Genomic DNA, 21,408 nt, shown 5'->3' with positions numbered 1-21,408 from the left:
CGGCGGGTCTTTTGTCCGTGGCCTGCGTTGGCTCGGTCCTTACAGCCCGCGTTGGGGATGCTCGGACCTCGCCGCCTTGGCCACAGCCAAAATCCCTCGCCGCAGGACCCCGCGCAATTTTCGGACACGCTCTAAGCCTTATCGACGAACTCGGTTACAAACTTGCGGAACCGCTCGAAATTGGCCGGCACGAAATCCCGAACCACCACTCCGTTCTGGCCCGCGATCTTCACCGTCACGGCTTTCGCAAAGGCGATGGCCCGCAGTTCCTCCGCGCTCGCCAAGAAGATCGCATCTTCGCTGACCACGCCGCGCCTTTGCTTGCGCGAGTTCAAGCTGCCGCTGCCTCGGAATTTGAATTCCCTGCCGTCGGCAATAACGGTGAGCGACAACCCGGGGTGAATGTTCAGCAAACCGGTTTCTTCGCGGGCTTCGTAATGAACTTCCAGATAGTACTCGAAGTACTGCCGGTCCTTGAACACACGCGACGCGTTCAACCAGAGCAATTCGCGCACAGGCCCCTGCGTCTCCAGCAAGTTGTCCGGAATCAAATCGGTTCGGAGCTGAGTGTGCGGGTCGTAATGCGTGGCGACGTCCGGCACGGGAACCGAGGCGCAACCCGCCCAAAGGCACAGCGCCGCGCAACAAGCGAGGAGAGCCAGGCCGCCGCGCAAAGTTGGCTTCGCCTCGCCGCCGCCCGCCCGCTTTATGCGGTGAGTTTCGTGCGGCGCACGGCGAAAAGTCGCGGAAGAAAAGCTGGGTCTGAGTTGAATGGAATGGCTGGACGTGTTCATAGGTTTGACATGCTGCACATGCTTGTTCGAGCGCAGCCGAGGGCGAAGTATTGACAGGCCAGCCTCATTTTCAAATACATTTCTGTGCTTCAAACTTTGCCCGAAGATTTTTTTCTGCCTTCCGCCGAAGCGGTTGCCCCGCGATTGCTCGGTCACTGGCTCGTTCGAAGCACATCGCAAGGCCTTTGTGGAGGTCTCATCGTCGAGACGGAAGCCTACCTGGCGGACGATCCGGCCTGTCATGCGTATGGAGGGGAGACCGCCCGAAACCGCACGATGTGGGGCGCTCCAGGCCGGGCGTATGTTTATCTCATTTACGGCTATCATGTCTGCGTGAACGCCGTTTGCTGCGCTCCGGGCAAGGCTGAAGCCGTGCTGATCCGCGCCATCAAACCGGCTCTCGGTGAAGAGTTGATGCGGAGGAACCGTCGCGTTGAGAACCGACACCATCTGACCAATGGCCCGGCCAAGCTTTGTGCCGCAATGGGCATCGATCGGAATCTGGACGGAGCAAATCTCTGTGACCCGGCTTCAAAGCTGTTTATTGCCGCGAACGACGACATTGATAAATACGTGCATGCGGAAGGTCCGGTTGTAACGGCGGTCCGGGTCGGCCTCTCCAAAGCCGCGCATCTGCCGCTCCGATTTTACCTGGCGGGCAGCCCTTTCGTGTCACGACGAAAAGCCGCCAGTTCCGGCGGGGTTGACCGGGCCTGACTCCTCCTCGTAATCGTAATTCTACTCCTAATCGATCTGGTGCCAATGCGAGCCTGATTGAGATTAAGATTAGGAGCGCACCCGGCCATCCGTGGGCCACATTACTTCACCATCCTCACCTGCAACGTCGAGATCACCTCGCGCACGCCATCCGTTTCCATCGCGAGAAGCATCGCTTTGCCAATCGCGTCGTAGGAGGGCGCCGTGCCGGACAGGGTCACGACGCCGTAGGTTGTGTTCACGGAAATACTCAGCGCCGACAGATCGGGATCCTTGACCAGTTTTGTTTTGATTGCGGCCGTGACGCGCGCATCAACGGTGGCTTCGGCGACGACCGCGCTGACGTCCTTTGCGAGTTGCCGGACGACTTTGCCGCTTCGGGCCAGTTCCTCCTTGATATCGTCTCCGCGCAAAGAAGTGTTTTTCAGCTTGTCCTCAATCGCGTCCTTGAGGCGGACGGCTGTTTTGGCCACTTCCTCCTCCGCCTTTTGAACGCTCTCTTCTCGGCGCGCCCCGGTGAGGTACCAAAACGCGGCGAATCCAATCAATGCGAGCACGAAGAGGCTAAAAAGAGCTTTCACAGGACTCAATGTAGGCGGCGGCATCTTCAAATGCAACGTAACGCCGACCAGCAGGGTGCGATTAAAAGTGTCGGTCAGCGGCTTCGATTGACTTCCCTCTCTCCCCGCGAGAAGCGAGTGGGGAGAGAGTTGGAGAGAGGGATTTCCTGGAAACATGAGAAGCGAGCCAACGCCCCTCCTCTCCCCAGCCCTCTCCTCCCTTCGGGAAGAGAGGGAGAAGACTTCGTTGACCGACAGTTTCAATGAAGGCGGACATTCAAAACATTCAAACTGGAATTGCGAATACCCTTCCGATACCCTTCGCGGGCGTATGAGCGCGATCCCGATTTCCAAAACCGCCCCTCACGAGGTGAAACCTTTCGTCGCCGCGGAAAGAGTTTTGCCGGAGTTCACGTTCCCCCCGATTCTTGTCGGGTCTGTGCTCGGGGTGGTCTTCGCGGCGAGTTCGGTGTACCTGGGCCTGAAGATTGGTTTGACGGTCTCGGCTTCCATTCCCGTTGCCGTGCTGTCGATCACCCTTTTCCGGTGGTTCAGCCGCTGGTTCAAAGTGCGGTCCGCGAGCATTCTGGAGAACAACATCGTGCAGACCGCCGGCTCCGCTGGAGAATCCCTGGCTGCGGGAGTCGCCTTCACTTTGCCTTCGCTTCTCATCATGGGCTTCGAGCTGGAGATGGTCCGCGTGCTCCTGGTCGCGCTCTTTGGAGGGCTGATCGGCGTGCTCATGATGATCCCGCTCCGCCAAGGCCTGATTGTGAAAGAGCACGGCAAGCTCACGTACCCGGAAGGAACCGCGTGCGCGGATGTCCTGATCGTCGGCGAGCAAGGCGGCACCAACGCGAAAACCGTGTTCCTGGGTTTCTTCGTTGGGCTGGGTTATGCCTTCCTGAACCTCATTGGCAAACTCTGGGCCGATGCCGCCGTCTTCGCCGGTAAAATCGTCACGTTTGGCGGGAATCTCAAAGGAGCGCTCCTGGCCGTCGAAGTTTCCCCGCCGATGCTGGGGGTGGGATACATTATTGGGCCTCGCGTCGCCGCCAACATGATGGCCGGGGGAACGCTCGCGTTCATGATTCTCGTGCCCCTGATTCACCTGTTTGGGGATGGGTTCACGACGCCGATGTACCCGGAAACCACGAAGCTGATTTCGGGCATGAGTGCCAGGGAAATTCGCAACAGCTACATCCTTTACATTGGAGCGGGCGCGGTCGCAGCCGGCGGCTTCATCGCTTTGGCTCGGGCCATTCCAACCATTCTCGCGGCGTTTGCCGGAGGCTTGCGAAGCTTGAAAGCCGGCGCCGCCGGGGCCACTGCTCGGCCCAGGACAGAACAGGATCTTCCGATCGGTGTGGTCATCGGAGGGGCGCTGGCGATTGCGGCGGCGATCTGGCTGGCGCCGGTTCTGCAAATCAACCCGCTCTCCGCCGTCTTGATTGTGCTCTTCGGCTTTTTCTTCGTCACCGTGTCGAGCCGGATCACCGGCGAAATCGGCTCCTCCTCGAACCCGATCTCTGGAATGACGGTCGCGACGTTGCTGATCACTTGCGCAATTTTTGTCGCGCTCGGATGGACGGGGGCTGACTTCAAAGCGCTTGCGCTCACCACCGCGGCGTTGGTTTGCGTGGCGGCCTCGAACGGCGGCACGATCTCTCAGGATTTGAAAACGGGATTCATCGTGGGCGCGACACCCCGGTTGCAGCAGATCGCCATCATGATTGGCGCGATTGTCTCCGCGCTCGCCATTGGCTTGATCCTTCAGATTCTGGATACGGCGCACACCACATACAAACCGGTCGCGCACGAAGGCTTCCGCCTTCCTCTGCCACCGAATGCAGCCACCGTGAAAGGACCGGACGATAGAGACTATCGCCTCGTCTATGTGCGGGAAGCAACCGGGCCACTCACGACGCGTGGCCGTTATCTGGTTCGTAACGACGGCAGCGTGGCATTTGCGGTCGTGGCCAGCGTGGATCCCGACTTCCCTTGGCGTTTGGAGCGAAAGTCTATCTCCGGCGCGAAACTCCCACTTCTGGAGAAGCGCAATTACCCGGAAGTCACGATCCCGATTCCCGTGGACGCGCCGACTCGACCTGGGCTCGACGGCAAGGAATACCGCGTCATCCAGTTGGCCGAAAAGAGCGGAACAGCGCCGCCGGGCGAATACCTGGCCACGCTCGAAGGAAAGATTGCTTACGCAACGAGTCCAGCCACGGAACTGGGCCTCGATCATGTGTCGTACCGCGCGGTCCAGACCGAACGCGAGGAAAGCGGCGTGCCGATTGGCCGCTATCTTGTGGATGAATCCGGAACCATCACGCACACCGCGGTGCAGAATTGGAAGTTTGACGCGCCGAAAGCGCAGCTCTTCGCGCTGATCATAGACGGAACGCTGGACCGGCGCATCCCGTGGGGGCTGGTGCTGGTGGGGATGCTCTTTGCGGTCATCATGGAGTTGGTCGGCGTTTCCTCACTTCCGTTCGCCGTGGGGCTCTACCTTCCGATCTCGACCTCCGCCGGTATCTTCACGGGCGGAATCGTGCGCTGGCTCGTGGACCGCAAGCGCGGAGACCACGGCTCGACGGCCGCTGAATTCTCGCCGGGGGTCTTGATGGCTTCGGGACTCATCGCCGGGGGCGCGATTGCCGGCGTCGTGCAATCCATCATCGCCTTCTACGAGAAGGACGCCGTGTTCGACCAGAGCAGCATCCTCGGCGCGCTGGCGCAAAACCACACGTGGTGGCCGATGCTGCTTTTTCTGGCGATGGCCTCCTTGCTCTATCGCGTCGGGGGTCGACGGGCGTAGCTGTGGCCTGCCGTCCGCTTTATCGGCTGTATTTCGAAAGGTCCGGCATCTGCTTGAATCGATCCAGGGCGTCACGCCGCCAACCGCCGGGAGTGGAACCGGGACCGGGTTTGCTCGCCGCTTCACTGGCCTTCGGGGTGAGCGCCGGAGCCGCGGCGCTTTCCCCGTGCTGTTGGGAGGGCTTCGCTTCGACGGCAGACGCAGGCAAAGGTGTGCGCCGCTCGAAGAATGAACCTTGACCGAGGAACGCCGATCCAGGTTGAGCCGGCGCGGGCGCGGCGGGTGCGACGATTTGCGGTGTCGGAGGCGCGGGTTGGGTCTCCTCCTCTTCGACGTGCGTGGCGTCCGACCACCACGTGAGCCGGACGCCAGGCATCATGCCGATCTCAACCGTCAGCGCGCCATAGGTCATGCCGGGAAGACGCACCTTCGCCGCCATTTCCTCGGCTTTGCTGAGCGCCGCGAGGATGCTGCGAAACGCAACGTTGCTCTGGTGTTTCGTTTGCAGGTCGCGCAACGAACTCGCGCTCGTTTCCTCTTCGCGATTCAAATGAACGATGAGCCGAGGGTTGCCTCCGACTTCCATCTGAACGTGGTCGAGGCTGTAGCCGGTTTCGTCCAGGATTTCGGCCCCGGCGGTGAGTTGTTCCAGAATTTCCGGAAACGCCGAACTGCTGATCCGGAAGTCATCCTTGAGCTGCTGGAATTCGCCGACGGTTTGAGTGATGAGCTGGCGAACCTCGGCCACTTTGCCGGGCGCGGCTTCCAACACGTGTTTGATCTGCGCCGCTTTCTGGCTCAGATCCTGGAACCTTTTGCGAAACTTTTTCATGGGTTAAGTCGAAGGCTTCGCCGGTGAATGGGAATAGGGCGGCGGGATCTGCCGCTGCTCGCGCTCAGCCAGCAATTGGTGGAACTTTTCCAGAAAGAGGCTTTCGTTCGCAAGCATGTCCTGGGTCAATTCAATCTCCACGGTGCCTTGCCGCGCGCGTTGGGCCAGCAAATCCTGCGCTGCCCGCAGGTTGAGGCTCTGTTGGCGAGCCATGTCTTTCAAAGTTTCCAGCGTGTTGTAAACGGCCGTGATGTTTGCGTCCAACGTTTCCAGCCGGCGGGCCGTCACTCCGGAATGAACCTCGCCGAGCGCCGACGCCAGGCTTTCGCGCAAGGCCTGCAATCCGGCGCTCAGTTGCCGGGCCACCTGCGCGGCTTCGCCGGTGGGACGCGACTCGGCTTTGGCCGGAGCGGCCAGATGCTCCAGGCGGGTTTCCACGCCGGAACGCAAGGCTTCCAGACTCTGGCTCAGCGGAGTCAAATCCACGTTCAACTGCGGCGATTGCGCTTTCGCCAACTGCGTCGCCAGCGTTTCTTGAATCGCTTCAAGGCCGGCCTGGAAGCCGGCCAGTTGCGAGACCACGCGGCTCACGGGATCGTTCGAGTCGCCCCCGCGCGTGAGTTGGTGGCGTTTGAACGCTTTTTTGATTTCTTCCCACCGCGCTTTCTCGGCGTCGGTCAGCAGGCCGATGATTTCTTTGAACTTGAGCAGATTGGCTTCCGCGCCGGTGGTGAGGGTTTGCGATTCGTTCCGATAATGGTCGAGGACGAGGTCCAGCACCTCCTGATCGTTCATGATCGGCACGATTTTCTCGGCCAGGCGATTCATGTTCCGGTAAGAGCCCTGGAGCCTGAACGGCGGTTCGGTGCGGAATTCGTCCGCCTGTCCCGCGGAATGGATGTATTCCTGGTTTACGCGCAGGACAATCTCGCGAATCTTCACCAACTTCTTCATCACGTTCAGAATCTCCTCGGCTTCCTGCGAGGAATAACTGCCCTCCAGGCCCGTCGCGTCGCGCTCACCGAATTCGGCCATGCGGATGAACGTGCGGATATCTTTCTGGCTCTTGTTGGCCAGCGGCGCGAGGACGGTGTTCGACGTGACGGCATTTTCCAGATAGCTGGCTTTGAAGTAATCCGCGCTGCCGCCAATGATATCGCCCAGGTTGTAGGTGTCGGCGCGGTTGGCGAGCATGTCGGGGATTTTGAACTTCTGCCCGCTTTCCGTGTAGGGGTTGCCCGCCATGACCACGACGACCTTGCGTCCGCGCAGATCATAAGTGCGGGGCTGGCCGCGCCAGACGCCTTCGATCTTCCGCTGCGCGTCGCACAGCGAGATGAATTTTTGCAGAAACTCCGGGTTGCAATGTTGGATGTCGTCCACGCAGATCAACACGTTGTCCCCCATTTCCAGCGCCAGATTCAGCTTCTGAATCTCTTCGCGAGCGGCCGCGTTGGGCGCTTCTTCGGGATCCAGCGACGTGACGCCGTGACCGAGGGCCGGGCCGTTGATTTTAATGAAGACGATGCCCAGGCGGCTGGCGATGTACTCCATGAGCGTCGTCTTGCCGTAGCCCGGCGGCGAAATCAGCAGCAACAAGCCCATTAAGTCGGTGCGCTGTAGGTGCGCTTGAAATCCGTGACGAACGTTTTGTCCTGCAGCACGCCCAGGTCGCTCTCCTTCCAGAGACCGGACGCTTCGTCGTGCGAGTAGATCGCGAACACGTCGCTCAGATTGATCTCTTTCTTCAGCCCGAACTGGACGTTGAAGCCGAACAAAAAGCGCCCGTGGCCAAGCGGCACCATGTCCCGAGGAACGCAATTGTGCGCCGTGACGATGCGATCCGCCTTGAGCAGTTTGTACTCGATGGCGCCGAAGACTGCTTGCCGCCGCGCGTCGAGTTTGGCCATCCGCTCGCGGAGGAGATTGCCCTGGACCTGGAGGCGCTGGCGGATGATCTCGTAAGTCGCGCTGCCTAGCGCCTGCGCGGTGGAGGGCGCGGCGGATTCCGGCGAAGCGACCTGCGCCTCGGACGCGACTGCATCCCCGCTTTCAGTTAGCACGGTTGATCAAAACAGAGTCTCGAAGCCGGCGGCCCGGAAATGCTTGACGTTCGTGAACGCTTTAGTGATGCCCAACCGGCCCATCATTAAAGGAAACATGACCGTATCCAGAAAGACGGCCGTCATGGCTGATGCTCATTGTGACGCGCGGCCAAATCGTGTTCCCCGCTGTGAAATCTCTCGGAGAGTATTTCGTTGATCGCCTTCAGATTCTCGTCCGGCGGCGGATTCTCTCCTGCAGCTTTCAACACCACTTCCACCTCCGTCCGTTCCGGCAGATCCACCGATTCCAATGGGCGAAAGACGCCCTTTTCATGTAATGCATGGATCGTTTTCATGGCTTGTCTTTATCACGCGATGACAGGATTCGCCAGCCAGGATAGGCGCGTGGAGCGGGTATTCACGCCTTGGCGGTTTCTTGCTCGGAGAGTGCCGTCGCGGCCAGCACGTCGGCCAGGCCGCTTTCCTGCGCCATCGTTTGGGCTGATTGGATTACCGATTGCAGGGAAGAGTCCTTCGTGGAGGCCAGCAGTTTGGCCAGCAACGCCGCCACCGTCAGATTCTTCAAGTCTTCGGACCGGATCCCGAAGTCTTTGACCCAGGCGCGGAGGCGTTCCTTGAAGAATTCGGGATCGCCGTTGAAGAACGAGTTTTTGATCTCGGTCAGCGTTTCACTGCTCCCGACGAGACGGTCCACGGCTTTGCCGTTGCCCACCGCGCGCACCACCTTCTCGAAGAAGTCGTTCTCGCCGCCGACGATGTCGATGTTCGCGTGCTTGAGCACCTCGGCCACGATCTCAGAATGGGCCCGGGCGATGTCCTTCTGGACGTGAATCGCGGCCAGTTCGACGTCGCGTTCCTTGGCGAGTTTGATGCGGAATTCCTCGTGTTGCTGGCTGGCCGCGTGGAGCAGCTTCATGGCCTTGGCTTTTTCCTCGATGCCCTTGGCCTCGGCCAGGCCTTTGGCTTCGATGCCGGTGGCGATGGCCAGTTCCTTTTCCTTCACGCCTTCGGCCTCAGCCTCGGCTTGCTGCTGGGTGATGTCGGCGTGGGAATGGCCTTTCGCCTTGATGACCTCAGCTTCGGCCAGGCCCAGCTCGCGGACCGCGCCGGCGTCAGCCTTCTTCGCGGTGGCCTTGGCCGTGATGACACGCGCTTCGGCTAAACCGCGGGCGGCTTCTCTGGCCGCAAGGCCCTCGGCCTCCTGCTCCATCGCGTGGCGTTTCTTGTCCGAGGCCTTGGCTTCGGCATCTGCAATCGTTTGGAGGCGTTCGGCGTCGCGCAACGCCGCTTCACGTGCGGCATCGGCGGCGGTGATGGTTTTGATCTTCTCGGCCTCCGCCAGGTGGCGTTCGGCTTCTTTCTGAGCATCGGCCGCGACGACTTTTTCGACCTGATCTTTCTTGGCGTTCATCTCGGCCTCGATGAGCGTAACTTCACGCACGCGCTCAGCCGTCATGCGGGCTTCGATATTGGTCTTTTCTTCCTGCTGCTGGACGACAGCTTTTTCCTCAGCGACCACCGTGGCGCGTTTGCGCTGCACTTCGACCGCGGACTCGGCGACCTTGACTTCCTTGTCCATCTCAGCGAGGGAGACCGTGCGTTCGCGGCGGACGCGGGCTTCTTCGCCTTCCTGTAAGGCTTCCTGTTCCAGACGCTGTTTCTCTTTCTTGACAGTGAATTCGCGCTCCTGCACGGCGCGGTTCATGTCCTCGGTGCGCAGACGGATGGATTCGTCGGCTTCCAGGCGTTTGGCTTCGACTTCCTGCCGGCGGGCTTCGATCACCTTGCGGGCTTCCGCCTCTTCATTGGCTTTGATTTCAGTGACGGCGCGGGTCTGCTTGGCCGTGTCCTCGTCGTTGCGGCGCTTTTGTTCGCGTTTGGCGATCTCGGCGTCGGCGTTTTCTTTCTCGACCTGCACCTCGTCGCGGAACTTGATGCGTTCGGTGAACAGCTCGTGAAACTCCATCTGCTTGCCCGCGGTCTTGAGCGCCTCCGAGAACTTGGCCTCGAACAACTCGCGCAATTGCTCCACATCAGACACGCGTTCGGGCGTGAGCATTTGGGCGACCTTGCGCACGCTCTCCACGCTGGCCTCCACGCGAATGTAGAACGCCACCGAAATTCGCCCGAGCTAACCCTCGAGCAAAAGGCCGCTCTCCGCACTCGCTTCGAATCCCTCAACCCGATAACCTTGAAAACCACGCTGGAAGAGCAGCTCAAAGCTCTGTTCCGCCAGGTCCGAAAACAGTCCACACTATGATGAGTCAGCCGAACCAAAACTCAGATCCCCTTCGGTAAGCTTTTCCCATGAGTCAACGCGACCCCTCAGCGCATCCACAAGGTGTCGGTGCCGAAGCGCAGATTCCCAATCTGCTGCATCGCCGATTTGTAATCGGCACGGCGTCGGCAAGCTCCCAGGTCCGTGGACTGGTCAGCGGTTCGCAGAATGCAATTCTGCGATACGGCAGAGTGCAACTCTGCGCTACGAGGACAGAATCACTGATAACACGTCAAACCCGTTCCTCACGGCTCCACAAAGCGAGCGCGCCACATTTCTGCGCCCTCTTTCTTCATCGTCTTGAGGAGGGGGCGCATGGTGTAATCACACGCACTACGACGGCCGGGTTCCTCTCTGCGAGCCGGGATCTTCGAGAATCTGAGAGGCGGGGGCGGGTTCTTCGAGAATCTGCGCTGTGCCTTGCTCGGCGTCGTAAAGAGCGAGACGTTTGCGGGCTTTCTCGGCGGCGGCGGTTTCGCCGTGTTCGGCATCGAGCTTGCGCAAAAGGGCGACGGCTTTGTCCGCCTGATTCATCCGGAAATAGATATTGCAGAGGTGAATCGCGGTCCAACCCCACCGTTCCGACGGCAGTTTCTGCTTGAGCACTTCCTCGTATTCCAGGGCCGCCGCGAGATTGTTGTTCAGGTCTTTCTCGTAAATCTCCGCGATGCGGATGGCGACGTGCTGCTCGCGCGGATTCTTCTTCAGGTAATCGCGCATGAGTTGGATCGCCTCCAGGTGCTTGCCGTCCGCCCAGACTTGCTCCGCGGCTTCGTAATCCGGATCGGTCATCCCTTCGCCTTCGTCGTTGTGGACGCCTCTCAGGGCGCGGTCGCCCAGGTGATGGGCGACGTCGTGGCCGAGTAGGAATCCCAGCGCGACGACGGCCACGAAAAAACCGGCGCCGAAGATCATCACCTGGGCGTAGCCTCGAGTCACGAGGGTATTGCCGCTGGTTTCCAGAGCGGGAACATCCGGCGCGCGGACGTCGGCATTCTCCAATACGCCGCTCATCAATCGGGTGTAGTTCTTGTACGAGAGGTAACCGAAGACGCACGACGCCGTCGTCAGAATGACGTACAAAGCAAGCTTCAGGTTCTGGTTCATTCGGATTGCCGGCTGCAAGTTAATCCGCTCTGCCGGGCGCGGAAAGAGTTTTCTGTCGGAACCCCTCAGTTAACTGAGGGGATGCTTTCTATCCCAGGCTCAGAGGAGCATTCCCACGATGCTGGCCGTGGCGTAGCAGGCCAGCACGCCGCCGATCATGGCCCGAAGACCGAGTTGGGCCAGGTCTGTGCGACGGCCCGGCGCCAGGCCGCCGATCCCTCCGATCTGGATGGCGATGCTGGAGAAGTTCGCGAAGCCACAAAGGGCGTAGGTCGCCAGCACGAAACTCCGCTCATCCAGCGCGGCCTTCTGCCGGGTCAAGGTGAGGTAAGCGAAGAATTCATTCAGGACGATGCGTTCGCCGAGGATCTGGCCAACCTGTACGCAGTCTTTAGCCGGCACTCCGATCAACCACGCAAACGGAGCATTCAACCACCCGAACACATCCTGCCACGTGGCGTGCAGGCCGAGCGGCCGCAAGAGCAGGCCGAGCAAATAGTTCGCGAGCGCGACCACGGCCACGAACGCGATGAGCATGGCCATGACGTTCAGCGCCAGCGTGAGTCCTTCCGAAGCGCCGCGGCAGAGCGAGTCGATGCTGTTGGACGAAGTGCGTTCGATCTTCAGCGGCGCATCGTGGGCCGTCTCGCTTTTGTCGGTCTCGGGCAGGATGATTTTGGCGATCATCAACGCGGCAGGCGCGCTCATGACGGAAGCGGTGAGCAAATGGCCCGCGCTGGCGCCGAACGAAGTGTAAGCCACCATCACGCCGCCCGCGATGGTCGCCATGCCGCCGACCATCAAGGCGTGCAATTCGCTCCGAGTCATGCCCGCCAGATAAGGCTTGATCACGAGCGGAGCCTCGGTTTGGCCCATGAAAATATTCGCCGCCACCGCCAGCGTTTCGCTGCCGCTGGTCCGCATCGCTTTTTGCATCACGACCGCGACGGCATGGACGACGCGCTGCAAAATACCCCAGTGATACAGCAACGAAGACAAGGACGAGACCACGATGATCGTGGCGCTGACGGTCACGGCGAAGATGAAGCTGTTCTCGGCGCCCCATTTTTCGGTGAGCAACTTCTCGTTCGCCAGCGGCCCGAAAACCATCCCGGCTCCCTCGATGGCGAATTGGTTGAGCTTGGCGAAGCCGCGTTCCACGAACTGGAACATTCCCGCGCCAAAGGGCGTCTTCAGGATGAGCAACACGAAGAGGAATTGCAGTCCCAACCCCCAGAGAACCGTGCGCCACGGAAACGCTTTCCGGTTCAACGAACAGGCCCAGGCCAAAGCGAGGAGCATGAGGAGACCGAACAAGCTGATCAGCTTCAGCGCCATGCGCGGAAGGTATTCGCGAGGTTGGACCCGAAGCAAGACGGTTCTTGGGTTTCGCAGCGATTCTGCCCATGAACCAGACGGGCGAGCCTGTCCCCAGCGAGACGAGTCGGACGTCTTCCACGCACGTCGAGCGGCTCGCCGGGACGGACTCGCCCTACCGGGTTCATGGGCCGAGTGCATGGTGCGGGTTGTCCATCATTCGGACAGCGTGTCCAACTTTGGGCCAGCCTGAGCAGAGCGCGGAAGCCGAATCTCAAAGTGATCTTCAGCAGCGGATACAGCTCCGATCTTCTCAAGGACGGAGGAGTGCCTCTCGAAGACGCGGCGTTACTGGAGAAACCCTATGCGCCGCAGAAGCTGGCCCAAACCGTCCGGGATTGTCTGGACGACAAAGTGGAGGCCCTGGCCAGGTAAGCGTGGAAGGTTCGCGAAGGCATAGCGGCAAAGCCTCTGCTGAAGTCGTTTCCACGTTGAAGCGTTACAAAGTCAAATCGTTAAATCGGGTTAAATGAGTTAAATGGGTGTCGGAAGATTAATGGCAGCTTGGCAGGGCCAGGGGTCTTTTGGCCAGCCGCTTCGTCGCTCGCTCGTTGTGGATCGCAGGGATACACCGCCTCGCGCGCTCCTCGCCGCTGGCCAAAATCCCTCCTGGCAAAGTGTATTCTATCCCACGGTCTGATCAGTATGAGCAAGCTGAATATCCGGACCATTGCGGGGCTGACTCGATACGCGATCTCGAACCGCATCACGTTTCCGCGACCGGATTAGCCACAGGCAGCCCCAAGGAGAAAGTACGAAGAGCTACTTCCGCTCCAGACGGTCAGGCTGTCTTTCGCGATTACGGGGTGGAGCGGGAGGCTGTGGGCCGTCCTCTCCACGCCCAAACGCCGGGGCACGGCGTTGGGGCGGATTTTGCGGGCCGCCAGATTGATCGGGCTGGCGAGGGCCAGGGCGGAATTCGCCGCTCGGACCGGATCTCTGCTCCGGCTGGAATCGCGGCTGACGCGGTTGGGGATTGCGATCGAATTGCCCGGGGCCGCGAGGCTCACGCGGTCCCGGACCGAGCTCTTCCGCCGGAGCAACCTGGTTGGGCGGTCCGATGGACGCGCGCGGCCCAGGCCCAGGCGTCCTGCCGCGCATCGCAGGACCTTGATCGCGAGATTCCAGAATGAGCCTTTCCAAGCGCTGAATTTCCTGGCGGAGCAGACTCAGTTCGCGACGCAGATCCGACTGATCTTGCGGCCGAAATTGCGGCCGGTCCACTGGCCCCGGACCGCGCAAATTGAAGTCTTGTCCACTTCCACCGCGCTCTGGAATTCGGTCGCGGTTCTCCGGCGGAGCAGGCGGTCTCAATGCGGAGCGTGGTCCGCCTTGCCGTAGTCCGGAACCTTGATTTTCGCGATCGACCTGCGACCGTTGCTCGCGCGGCGGCTGATCCGGATTGCGATCGCGGATTTCTTGGGGCGCGAGACGATCTGATTCGGGTCGCGGCCGCGGGGTCACGATTCGCGGTTGAGGCCCCGGCCCTTCGCGTTCGGTTCCCGCTCTGGGCCCGGCCTGCGGACGGTCTCCCTCACGGTTACGATCCTGCCTGGGCTTGGCGCGTTGAGCTTCGGGCGGCTGTGCACGCCGTTTGCCGCGTTCTCCAGGCCCCGCGTCTTGACGCTCAATGCGAACATCCCGCTCGCGCGTTCGACGCTCCTCCGGGCGTGGTTGTTGTCTTTCCTCCTGGGCCAGCGCAGTCAGTGCGGAAAGCCCAACCACTACCGCCAACGCCATTCCTGATGTTTTCATGATGTGTTCCTTTCGTGCAGATTGGTTGAGTTAGATTCTTCCATGAGACTGGCCCCATGTTAAGCCAGGTGGGGAGTACCGGGGACATAGGCGGGTAAAGCTTCGTCCCAGATCTGGAATTTCCTGTAACGAAGACCAACGGCGCCTTCAGCGCCGGAGCGATTGTGCCCGTTTTCGGCGAGTAAACCGAAGCTCCCGAATATTGGGACTGCGAGCGCGCGGCCGCCGTGCGCGTGGTCGATGGCGGCGGCTGAGTCAAATAACCCGGACGGGGAATCGCACGTGGAGACGCCGTAGCAAAACCGGTCAACGGTTTGGGGCGCACGGGCGTTGGAGGTCGAATCAAGGCTTGTTGGAGGGTGGGGTGGATGACCGGGTCGGCCGCAAAAGCGCAACGTTGCAGATTTGCAATTACACCAAAGGCAGCCAGCCAGCATGCAAAGGACTTCATGCGAGTTCGATTGGTTAATGCTGGCTTCTCCTCTACTCCTGTCGAACGAGACTGTCGATGGAAAGTTTTCTTTTTCTGACTTCGGTCGGGCGAGCCTGTCCGAGCGAGCCGCCTTCAACGTGTTCCCAATACGTCGGACACGGCTCGCCGGGACGGACTCGCCCTACCCGTGGAAACGTTCGTCGTCATGGAAGCAGTCCATAATGAATTGCTGCTGCCGCTTGCGGAGTTTTTCTCTATGGCCCGCGCCCGCGCCAAAACTGCGCCGCCGATTCCGGCAATGGGAGCACGACCACGTGCGGATCGTTGGTCAGAGTCACGGACAAACTTCGCGACCAATTCGCGGCGCTGAGCGAGCCGAGCGTCTCCAGGTCCAGCCGGCTCCCGATGTCGCCACTGATATTCAGAAGCAATTGATTGGCGGATCGGGCCAGGCGAAGCACGGGGCGCCGCGCGCCGGCGGCCGCGAGATCGTCCGTCAGATCGGGAATCCCGTTGCCGTTCGCGTCGTTTGGATCGTCGATCGACAACACCCAGTCCAGATAATCCGTCGCGGCGGTCTTCAAATCGCCGTCGGCCATCGCGAAGTAGCCGAAGTAATTGGTTTTGGTCAGTTCATCGCGCTCCAGTCCGGTCCCGGCGTAAAGCAGCACCTGACCTTCAGCGCCGACCAGGCTTCCGGGCAGCAGAAGCACTTGGTTGAACCGATTCGTCGCCACGCGAGTCATGGCGGTGGCGCCGGACAGAAGATTAGCCTCTTGTCCGGTCCGGGCCACTTTCAAGGTTCCGGTGATGAGGTTGGTGGAAGGCACATAGCTCAACGTTCCCTTAAACTCCAGCAGTTGGAACGTGTGCGTGAAGGTGGGATATTGCCCGAAAGTCGAACTGGTCAAACGCACCTGGCAAGTGCCGGTCACCGAACCGGCGCCGCGGCGCCATGTGACGCTCACGCTGCCGGAGTCAATCGGCGTTTCAAAAAGTCCCTGCGCGGTTCCGTCGCCTTCTTGCCGGACCTCGAAGAAATCATCGAAGCCGTTCTCGTTCAGGTCCACCGGTTCTGGCTGATCGAAGGCGATATTTCCGAGGATCGGTTCCAGAGCGACCGGGCTCTGCAATCGAAACAAAGCCCCGTGCGTCGGCAAGTTGGGCGAGTAAAGCGGAGCCAGTTCGCCGTTGATTTCGGAAAAGGAATCCGCCGTAGTGATCTCCAGGGTGTAGGTCTGCCCCGCCACACGGGTAGTCGCCGGTTGAAACTGGAGCGACTGACAATAGAGGCGGACTTGAGCGGGTTGGTTCGCGGCAAACACGGAAGGCGTCAGCCACACCAAGACCAGAAACCACGGGCAATAGTTCCGGACAACTCTCGACTTCATCGGGCAGCACTTGGATTGCTCCCATAAGTTAACCGCCCAAAGTGTCTGCGCAAGCGCTTCGAGGCAACCATTCTGCCCATGAACCGGCCAAATCGCCGCCAGTCTAGGAGTGCGGAAGTCCTCTCTGCTCCTTACACGCAATTCTTCCGGTTAGAATCCCAACGGGATTCCGACGCAAAACCCAGGGTAGCGAGGCACGAGCTACCCTGGGGAATAACGGGAACACGGGCTCAACCCCAACGGGGTTGCGTCTTTGGCCAATCGGAGAGGCGCAACCCCTTTGGGGTTGGTTCCTGCTCGTTCGCTTTACCCAGGGTAGCTCGTTCCTCGCAACCCTGGGCTGGCGGACGCAATCCCCTTGGGATTGGCGACCGCCGTCCGCAGATCGTGTAAGGAGCAGAGTCCTCTGGCGCTTTTGGAATCGCCGGGCCCTCCGGGAGAAACTCAAGATTCCACTTGTGACAAAGATAGCGACGCCAAAAATGTCCAAACTCCAAAGGCGGAGCGGCAGCTCCGCCCTATCCGGAAGCCCCGGTCAACGCGTCACGACCAGGCTCACTTGCTCGATCTCCGCATGACCGGACTTTCGGAACGGCCGCGGCAAGGGCTGGGGATAGCCTTGCTCGTCGATCGTGCGCGACCGGAGAATGTACTTTCCCGCGGGCAAACCCGGGAGAAGCACCGCCCAATGCACCTTGCACAACCGCATGGGCCACGCGCGTGGCTTGCCCTGGGAATCGAAGCCTTGAGTGTTCGCCGGGATCGTGTCGCCGGGCAAACCGCCGCCCCAGGTCTTGGGTGGCGCGAGAATCTGCGCGTCGATCCACGGCGCCTTCGCGAAGTGACGGTCGTTCGCCGGCAATTCCTGTTCTTCCGGATGGACCCAAACCTGGACTTTCGACAGACCTGAAACGCCGACCTGCGCGTAACCGGTGATCGGGATAGGCCGGCCCGCCTTCGCCTCGCGCGGGACCCGGAGTGTGGCGGCAAATGTTTTGAGAGGACTGTCAATGTCGTTATTGGCTTCGGCGTAAGTGTCATTGGCATGCGCCAGATTCGTGAGCACGACGTGGGTCAGCCACTTGATCGATTTGAACCCGTAGCTTTCGGGCACCACAATGCGAACCGGGCCGCCGCGTTCGGGGGAAAGCCATTGGCCGTTGAGTTTGTAACAAAGAATGACCGGCGGCAAATCGTGATAATCCTCGAACACGCGCCCGATCGGCAATGAACTGCGAAACATCTGTTTCGGGTCCTCGTTGTGATAACCGTAGTAGAAGACGCGGCGCAAATCCTCGCGCGGTTCGGTCTGCCAAATTACTTCCCGGAGCGGAACACCTTCCCAGATGCCCGTGCCGAGCGGGCAGCCGATGTTGAGGCAGGTCATCACTTTCATGAACCGCACCGCATGCTTTTCGGCCAGTTGCATCAGGCCGGCAAAATCCAGCGCAGTGCCGGCGGCCTTCAACATGGGTTGCCGAATTCGCGCGGGATGATCCGGATCCGAGATGACTTCGAGTTTCCAGGATTCGCGCGTCAGTCCGACTTCGCGTTTCCGGGCGTCCGGCAGCGAGTGCGGCAACGGTTTGCCTCGGGATACGTCCCGAAACTGATCGAGCGGTGTCAGGAACGATTCGAGATTCGCCACCGCTTCGGCCAACTCCGGTGCGGGCGGGTCAGCGAGGTTTGCCAACGAACCCAGCGCGGCCCCGGCCGTGCCGGCCATGCCCAAACGCAGAAAATAACGCCGCGTCAGATGCTCATGCTGCGTCAGAAAATCTTCGAGTGTTCTCATAGCGCCAAATCATCCGGCACCGCTCGCGTCAAGTCCCGCAAATTCGTCGAGGATTGACCGATTGGCTATGGGTCATTGGCGATTGGCGATTGGCGATTGCGCCGAAGGCGATGCAAGACCATACCGCTTGACGCCACCTTCTGCAAAATAATCGCCGGCTATTGCACACAAACCGATGTCCGTATCTGCGCTCAGACCCTGAGCGAGGCACGGGAACCCCGGCCGCTGTAGTACGACTCCGCACCGTTGTGATAAAAGAAGACACGGCCGAAGCGGCGATCGCCAAAAAGCGCGCTGCCGAGTTTCCTCATCTCCGCAGGGGTTTTGACCCAGCTCGACGACTTCATGTCGAACTCTCCCAGTTTCTGGAGTTCCAGATATTGTTCTTCCGTCAGAAGCTCAATACCGATGGCCGCGGCCATATCGATGGCGCTGCTCCTGGGCTTATGCTCTTTCCTGGAATCCAACGCCTCACGATCGTAACAAAGGCTGGTGCGACCCTTGGGACTTTGCGGTGAACAATCAAAAAAGACGTATTGGCCAGTCTTTTTATCCTGGCCGACGACATCCGGCTCACCGCCGGTCTTGTCCATTTCATGGAGCGACCACAGCTTTTCCGGATTGGGTTCGAGCCTGGCCTGCACCTTGGCCCAATCCAGACCTTGATGGCGATTCATGTTGGTCTCAAAACGATCCTTCAACGTGCCGAGGAGTTCTTCCCGTTGTTTCGGGCTCAGCTCTTTTTTGGTGCTCTTCATGTTGGTCATTTTGGCGTTCGAGGGTTTTCATTCGCTCTTCGCTTGCGAATTGAACAAGAGATCATCGCGTCTCGCAAGACTGAGCCGGAGCGCGGCTGTGGCAAAGACCAGGCCGCACCAAAGTCAAAACGGTAAGTGACATGGAACGTGAAACTCCCGCCATTTGTGAGACACATCACTACCGCGCGAGAGCGGCCTGAAGTGAATGAAGTTCTTCCGCGGCCTGGGCCGGGCCCGCGAGCGTTTGCGCGATCTCACTGCCAACGGGCGTTCGACCTGTTCGGGCCACATACTGCCTGGTCTGTGGGATGGACGACCAAACGCGTAGCGCAGAGCTGCACTCTGCCGTATCGCAGATTTGTATTCTGCGGGGCGTCTCCCAGTCCGAGCACGCTGGGACTTGCCGGCGCCCTGCCGATTGGAAATCGGCGATACAGCAGATTGAAAATCTGCGCTACGGTTCTCCGGTCGATCTGTCGTCAATCCTACGGTCTGCACAGTAATGCGGTGTGCCCATGACCTGGCCTTCCAATCTCGAAACCGGCGCGGAATCGCATCGGACTTTCGCCAGTTACATCCAGGACAAATCTTTTCCCGTCGTAGGAGTTCTTGCCTTCAATCCGGCAACCAAAAAATTAGCCGTCAGCAGTGGCCAAAAACACGAGATCCACCTCTGGGAAATGCCCTTTGGCACGCGGACGGGACGATCCGCCTTTGGACTCTGGACACTGGACAAGAGATACTTTCCTTACGCGGCCATCGCGGCTCGGTGCTCAGCGTGGTCTTCAGCCCGGATGGCCGTCGGCTGATCTCGGGGGGGCGAAGATGGAACAGTAAGGATTTGGGACGGCACGGAGCTGGAATCCCAACGCGTCTTAGGACGTTGAGCCCCATGGAACATCACAGCACTTGCGCCGGTTAATCCGTGAAGCAGTTCTCACAAGGCAAAAATCTTGTCCATCCGCTGCGCCAGGTCGCGGGCAGTTTCGACGTCCGCAGCCTGGTTGCCGGGTTGCTCCGAAATTGCCCAACCACTGTAGCCCGCGTGGTCGAGGGCGGCCATGACCGCGGGCCAGTTGGTTCCGCCGTCCAGTAATTTCGGACGGTCGCCTCGGACACCCGCCGCCGGCGGCTGGGCGCTGAAGTCCTTGACATGGATTCTCACGATGCGGTTACCGAGCACCTGAATCCAGCGCTCGGCCGGACCGTATTTGGCGCCCACATTGCCAATGTCGAAATGCCAGCCGACCCACTCGCTGTTGATGGCGTCCAGGTAAGCGACCGCTTGCTCCGGCGTCGTGATGAAATTGTTACCGACATTCTCGATGGAGATTTTCACGCCGAGTTCTTTGGCCACCGGAATCGCCTTTTTGATTTCCACGATGGAGCGTTCCCAACATTCCTCATAGGTAGAGTCACCGCGGCCGATGGCGCCGCCGCGGACGACTCCGGGCACGAGCAGGACGCTGCCGGCGCCATAGGCCTTGGCGTCGTGCAAACTCAGCAGGAGTCCATCCAGGCCCAGTTTGCGCGTGGCTTCGTCGGGAGCGGACAAGGTTTTCACCCAGTGGATGTGATCGCAAACGCTGGCGGCTTTGAGGCCGGTCTCCTTCAACGCCGCGAGCACCTCGTCGCGATCCATGGCGCCCATCGGTTCCACGCCATCGAAGCCCGCTGCCTTCATAGCTCGCAATTTCTGGAGCACCGAACCCTTCACGCCGATCGTGGAATACATGATCGCCTTTTGCAAATTGCGCTTCGCCGCGGCGGACGCGGGTGGGAGAAAAGCCGTTGCCGCCGCACTGCCTGCCGTAATTTTCAGAAATGATCGTCGATTCATAAAATAAAAGGATGGTTTACAAATTTTGCTGTTTCCCTGGCGCCAGACGAGCTTCAGCGCCGGCTGAGTCCCCACGTCCGCGAAGTGAAACGTCGCCATGAGCGTCGCCGGCGCCGCGCTGACGGCCCCGGCGGCGGCCAGGGTTCGGCCAATAAACCGACGACGCGTCAGGGCGCGCCGGAGAGGGTTATTCGTTGTGGTTTTCATGGACTTTGGAGGACCATCATAATGCAACGAAAAGAGAACTGATAAGTGCCGTTCTCTGTTCCACGGAATGACCGCATCGTAATCATGCGGCGCTTTGCGACAAGGAGAAAGTCCCCGGAATCGATGCCTTCAGTAAACGACGGTGGAGCGAGGCTCCGGCCGAGCCTCCTTCGATGGCATTGGCTCGGCAGGAGCCTCGCCCCACCGTCACTGACAGAATATCTGGAATTGGACGAAGCGCTCGATCAAAACGAGTCTTGGTGACCAGGGCATCGCTTCGTTACTGCTTGGTCCACGGGATGGACGACCAAAGCTCGTAGCGCAGAGTTGCACTCTGCCGTATCGCAGAATTGTATTCTGCGGGGCGTCTCCCAGTCCGAGCCCGCTGGGACTTGCCGGCGCCCTGCCGATTGGAAATCGGCGATACAGCAGATTGAAAATCTGCGCTACGGTTCTCCGGTCGATCTGTCGTCAATCCTACGGTCTGCACAGTAGATCAAGACGCCAACACTCGCCGCAGGGCCGCGCTGGGTTCTCGGCGATCCTAGTACTGGTTTCCATCGCTGGGTTGACGTGGAGTCCTGCTCCAGGTATCTGGGGAGGCGATTGACTGGGCCGAGAAGCCACTCGACGGCAATCCGCGCGTGGCCGAGGACAAACAGGCGCTCAAACGAATC

The 21,408-nt window shown here is 60.1% G+C and carries 14 protein-coding genes and 2 pseudogenes; 3 read left to right on the top strand and 13 right to left on the bottom strand.

The genetic code is table 11. The features are described from left to right. Nucleotides 1-131: 131 nt before the first annotated feature. Nucleotides 132-794, bottom strand: a complete 663-nt coding sequence (locus tag FJ398_13300) for a hypothetical protein (protein MBM3838914.1) — start codon at nucleotides 792-794, stop codon at nucleotides 132-134. 96 nt (nucleotides 795-890) lie between these two features. Here FJ398_13300 and FJ398_13295 point away from each other — a divergent pair, with 96 nt between their 5' ends. Beyond that, the gene (locus FJ398_13295; GenBank protein MBM3838913.1) at nucleotides 891-1,511 is read left to right on the top strand and encodes a DNA-3-methyladenine glycosylase; all 621 of its coding nucleotides are present in this window, start codon (nucleotides 891-893) and stop codon (nucleotides 1,509-1,511) included. Nucleotides 1,512-1,612: 101 nt separating this feature from the next. Here the strand turns inward: FJ398_13295 and FJ398_13290 are convergent, their stop codons facing one another. Beyond that, entirely contained in the window at nucleotides 1,613-2,116 is a 504-nt protein-coding gene (locus FJ398_13290) for a BON domain-containing protein (GenBank protein MBM3838912.1), read from the bottom strand. A gap of 286 nt (nucleotides 2,117-2,402) precedes the next feature. On the opposite strand from FJ398_13290, the pseudogene FJ398_13285 reads away from it, so the two are divergent. Continuing rightward, nucleotides 2,403-3,857: pseudogene (locus FJ398_13285) on the top strand (oligopeptide transporter, OPT family). 1,054 nt (nucleotides 3,858-4,911) lie between these two features. Here the strand turns inward: FJ398_13285 and FJ398_13280 are convergent. The 10 genes from FJ398_13280 to FJ398_13235 all read right to left on the bottom strand — a co-directional run bounded on the left by FJ398_13280 (nucleotide 4,912) and on the right by FJ398_13235 (nucleotide 18,684). Continuing rightward, complete coding sequence (locus tag FJ398_13280) at nucleotides 4,912-5,724, bottom strand: hypothetical protein (GenBank protein ID MBM3838911.1); 813 nt, start codon at nucleotides 5,722-5,724, stop codon at nucleotides 4,912-4,914. A 3-nt stretch (nucleotides 5,725-5,727) separates the two neighbouring features. Then, a complete protein-coding gene (locus FJ398_13275) occupies nucleotides 5,728-7,329 on the bottom strand; it encodes an AAA family ATPase (GenBank protein MBM3838910.1) in 1,602 nt (533 codons plus the stop codon). After that, the gene (locus FJ398_13270) at nucleotides 7,329-7,787 is read right to left on the bottom strand and encodes a hypothetical protein (protein MBM3838909.1); all 459 of its coding nucleotides are present in this window, start codon (nucleotides 7,785-7,787) and stop codon (nucleotides 7,329-7,331) included. Before FJ398_13270 ends, FJ398_13275 begins: the two co-directional genes overlap by 1 nt. A 122-nt stretch (nucleotides 7,788-7,909) precedes the next feature. After that, nucleotides 7,910-8,125 (bottom strand): DUF104 domain-containing protein, encoded by a 216-nt coding sequence (locus FJ398_13265; GenBank protein ID MBM3838908.1) that lies wholly within the window; start codon nucleotides 8,123-8,125, stop codon nucleotides 7,910-7,912. A gap of 62 nt (nucleotides 8,126-8,187) precedes the next feature. Beyond that, the gene (locus tag FJ398_13260) at nucleotides 8,188-9,906 is read right to left on the bottom strand and encodes a hypothetical protein (protein MBM3838907.1); all 1,719 of its coding nucleotides are present in this window, start codon (nucleotides 9,904-9,906) and stop codon (nucleotides 8,188-8,190) included. Nucleotides 9,907-10,401: 495 nt separating this feature from the next. Beyond that, nucleotides 10,402-11,175, bottom strand: a complete 774-nt coding sequence (locus FJ398_13255) for a hypothetical protein (GenBank protein MBM3838906.1) — start codon at nucleotides 11,173-11,175, stop codon at nucleotides 10,402-10,404. A gap of 99 nt (nucleotides 11,176-11,274) precedes the next feature. Then, a complete protein-coding gene (locus FJ398_13250; protein ID MBM3838905.1) occupies nucleotides 11,275-12,513 on the bottom strand; it encodes a Na+ dependent nucleoside transporter domain protein in 1,239 nt (412 codons plus the stop codon). A gap of 2,481 nt (nucleotides 12,514-14,994) precedes the next feature. Further along, nucleotides 14,995-16,131 (bottom strand): hypothetical protein, encoded by a 1,137-nt coding sequence (locus FJ398_13245; GenBank protein ID MBM3838904.1) that lies wholly within the window; start codon nucleotides 16,129-16,131, stop codon nucleotides 14,995-14,997. Between the two features lie 535 nt (nucleotides 16,132-16,666). Continuing rightward, nucleotides 16,667-17,926, bottom strand: coding sequence for a hypothetical protein (locus FJ398_13240; GenBank protein MBM3838903.1), 1,260 nt, complete (start codon nucleotides 17,924-17,926; stop codon nucleotides 16,667-16,669). 191 nt (nucleotides 17,927-18,117) lie between these two features. Then, the gene (locus FJ398_13235) at nucleotides 18,118-18,684 is read right to left on the bottom strand and encodes a DUF4256 domain-containing protein (GenBank protein ID MBM3838902.1); all 567 of its coding nucleotides are present in this window, start codon (nucleotides 18,682-18,684) and stop codon (nucleotides 18,118-18,120) included. Nucleotides 18,685-19,186: 502 nt separating this feature from the next. Between FJ398_13235 and FJ398_13230 the strand changes: the two are divergent. Next, nucleotides 19,187-19,571: pseudogene (locus FJ398_13230) on the top strand (hypothetical protein). A gap of 50 nt (nucleotides 19,572-19,621) precedes the next feature. Here the strand turns inward: FJ398_13230 and FJ398_13225 are convergent. Beyond that, nucleotides 19,622-20,524, bottom strand: a complete 903-nt coding sequence (locus FJ398_13225; GenBank protein ID MBM3838901.1) for a TIM barrel protein — start codon at nucleotides 20,522-20,524, stop codon at nucleotides 19,622-19,624. Nucleotides 20,525-21,408: the final 884 nt, after the last annotated feature.

This window comes from Verrucomicrobiota bacterium (genome assembly GCA_016871535.1).
Lineage (GTDB): Bacteria > Verrucomicrobiota > Verrucomicrobiia > Limisphaerales > SIBE01 > VHCZ01.
This window is presented reverse-complemented; position numbering and strand designations above follow the sequence as displayed.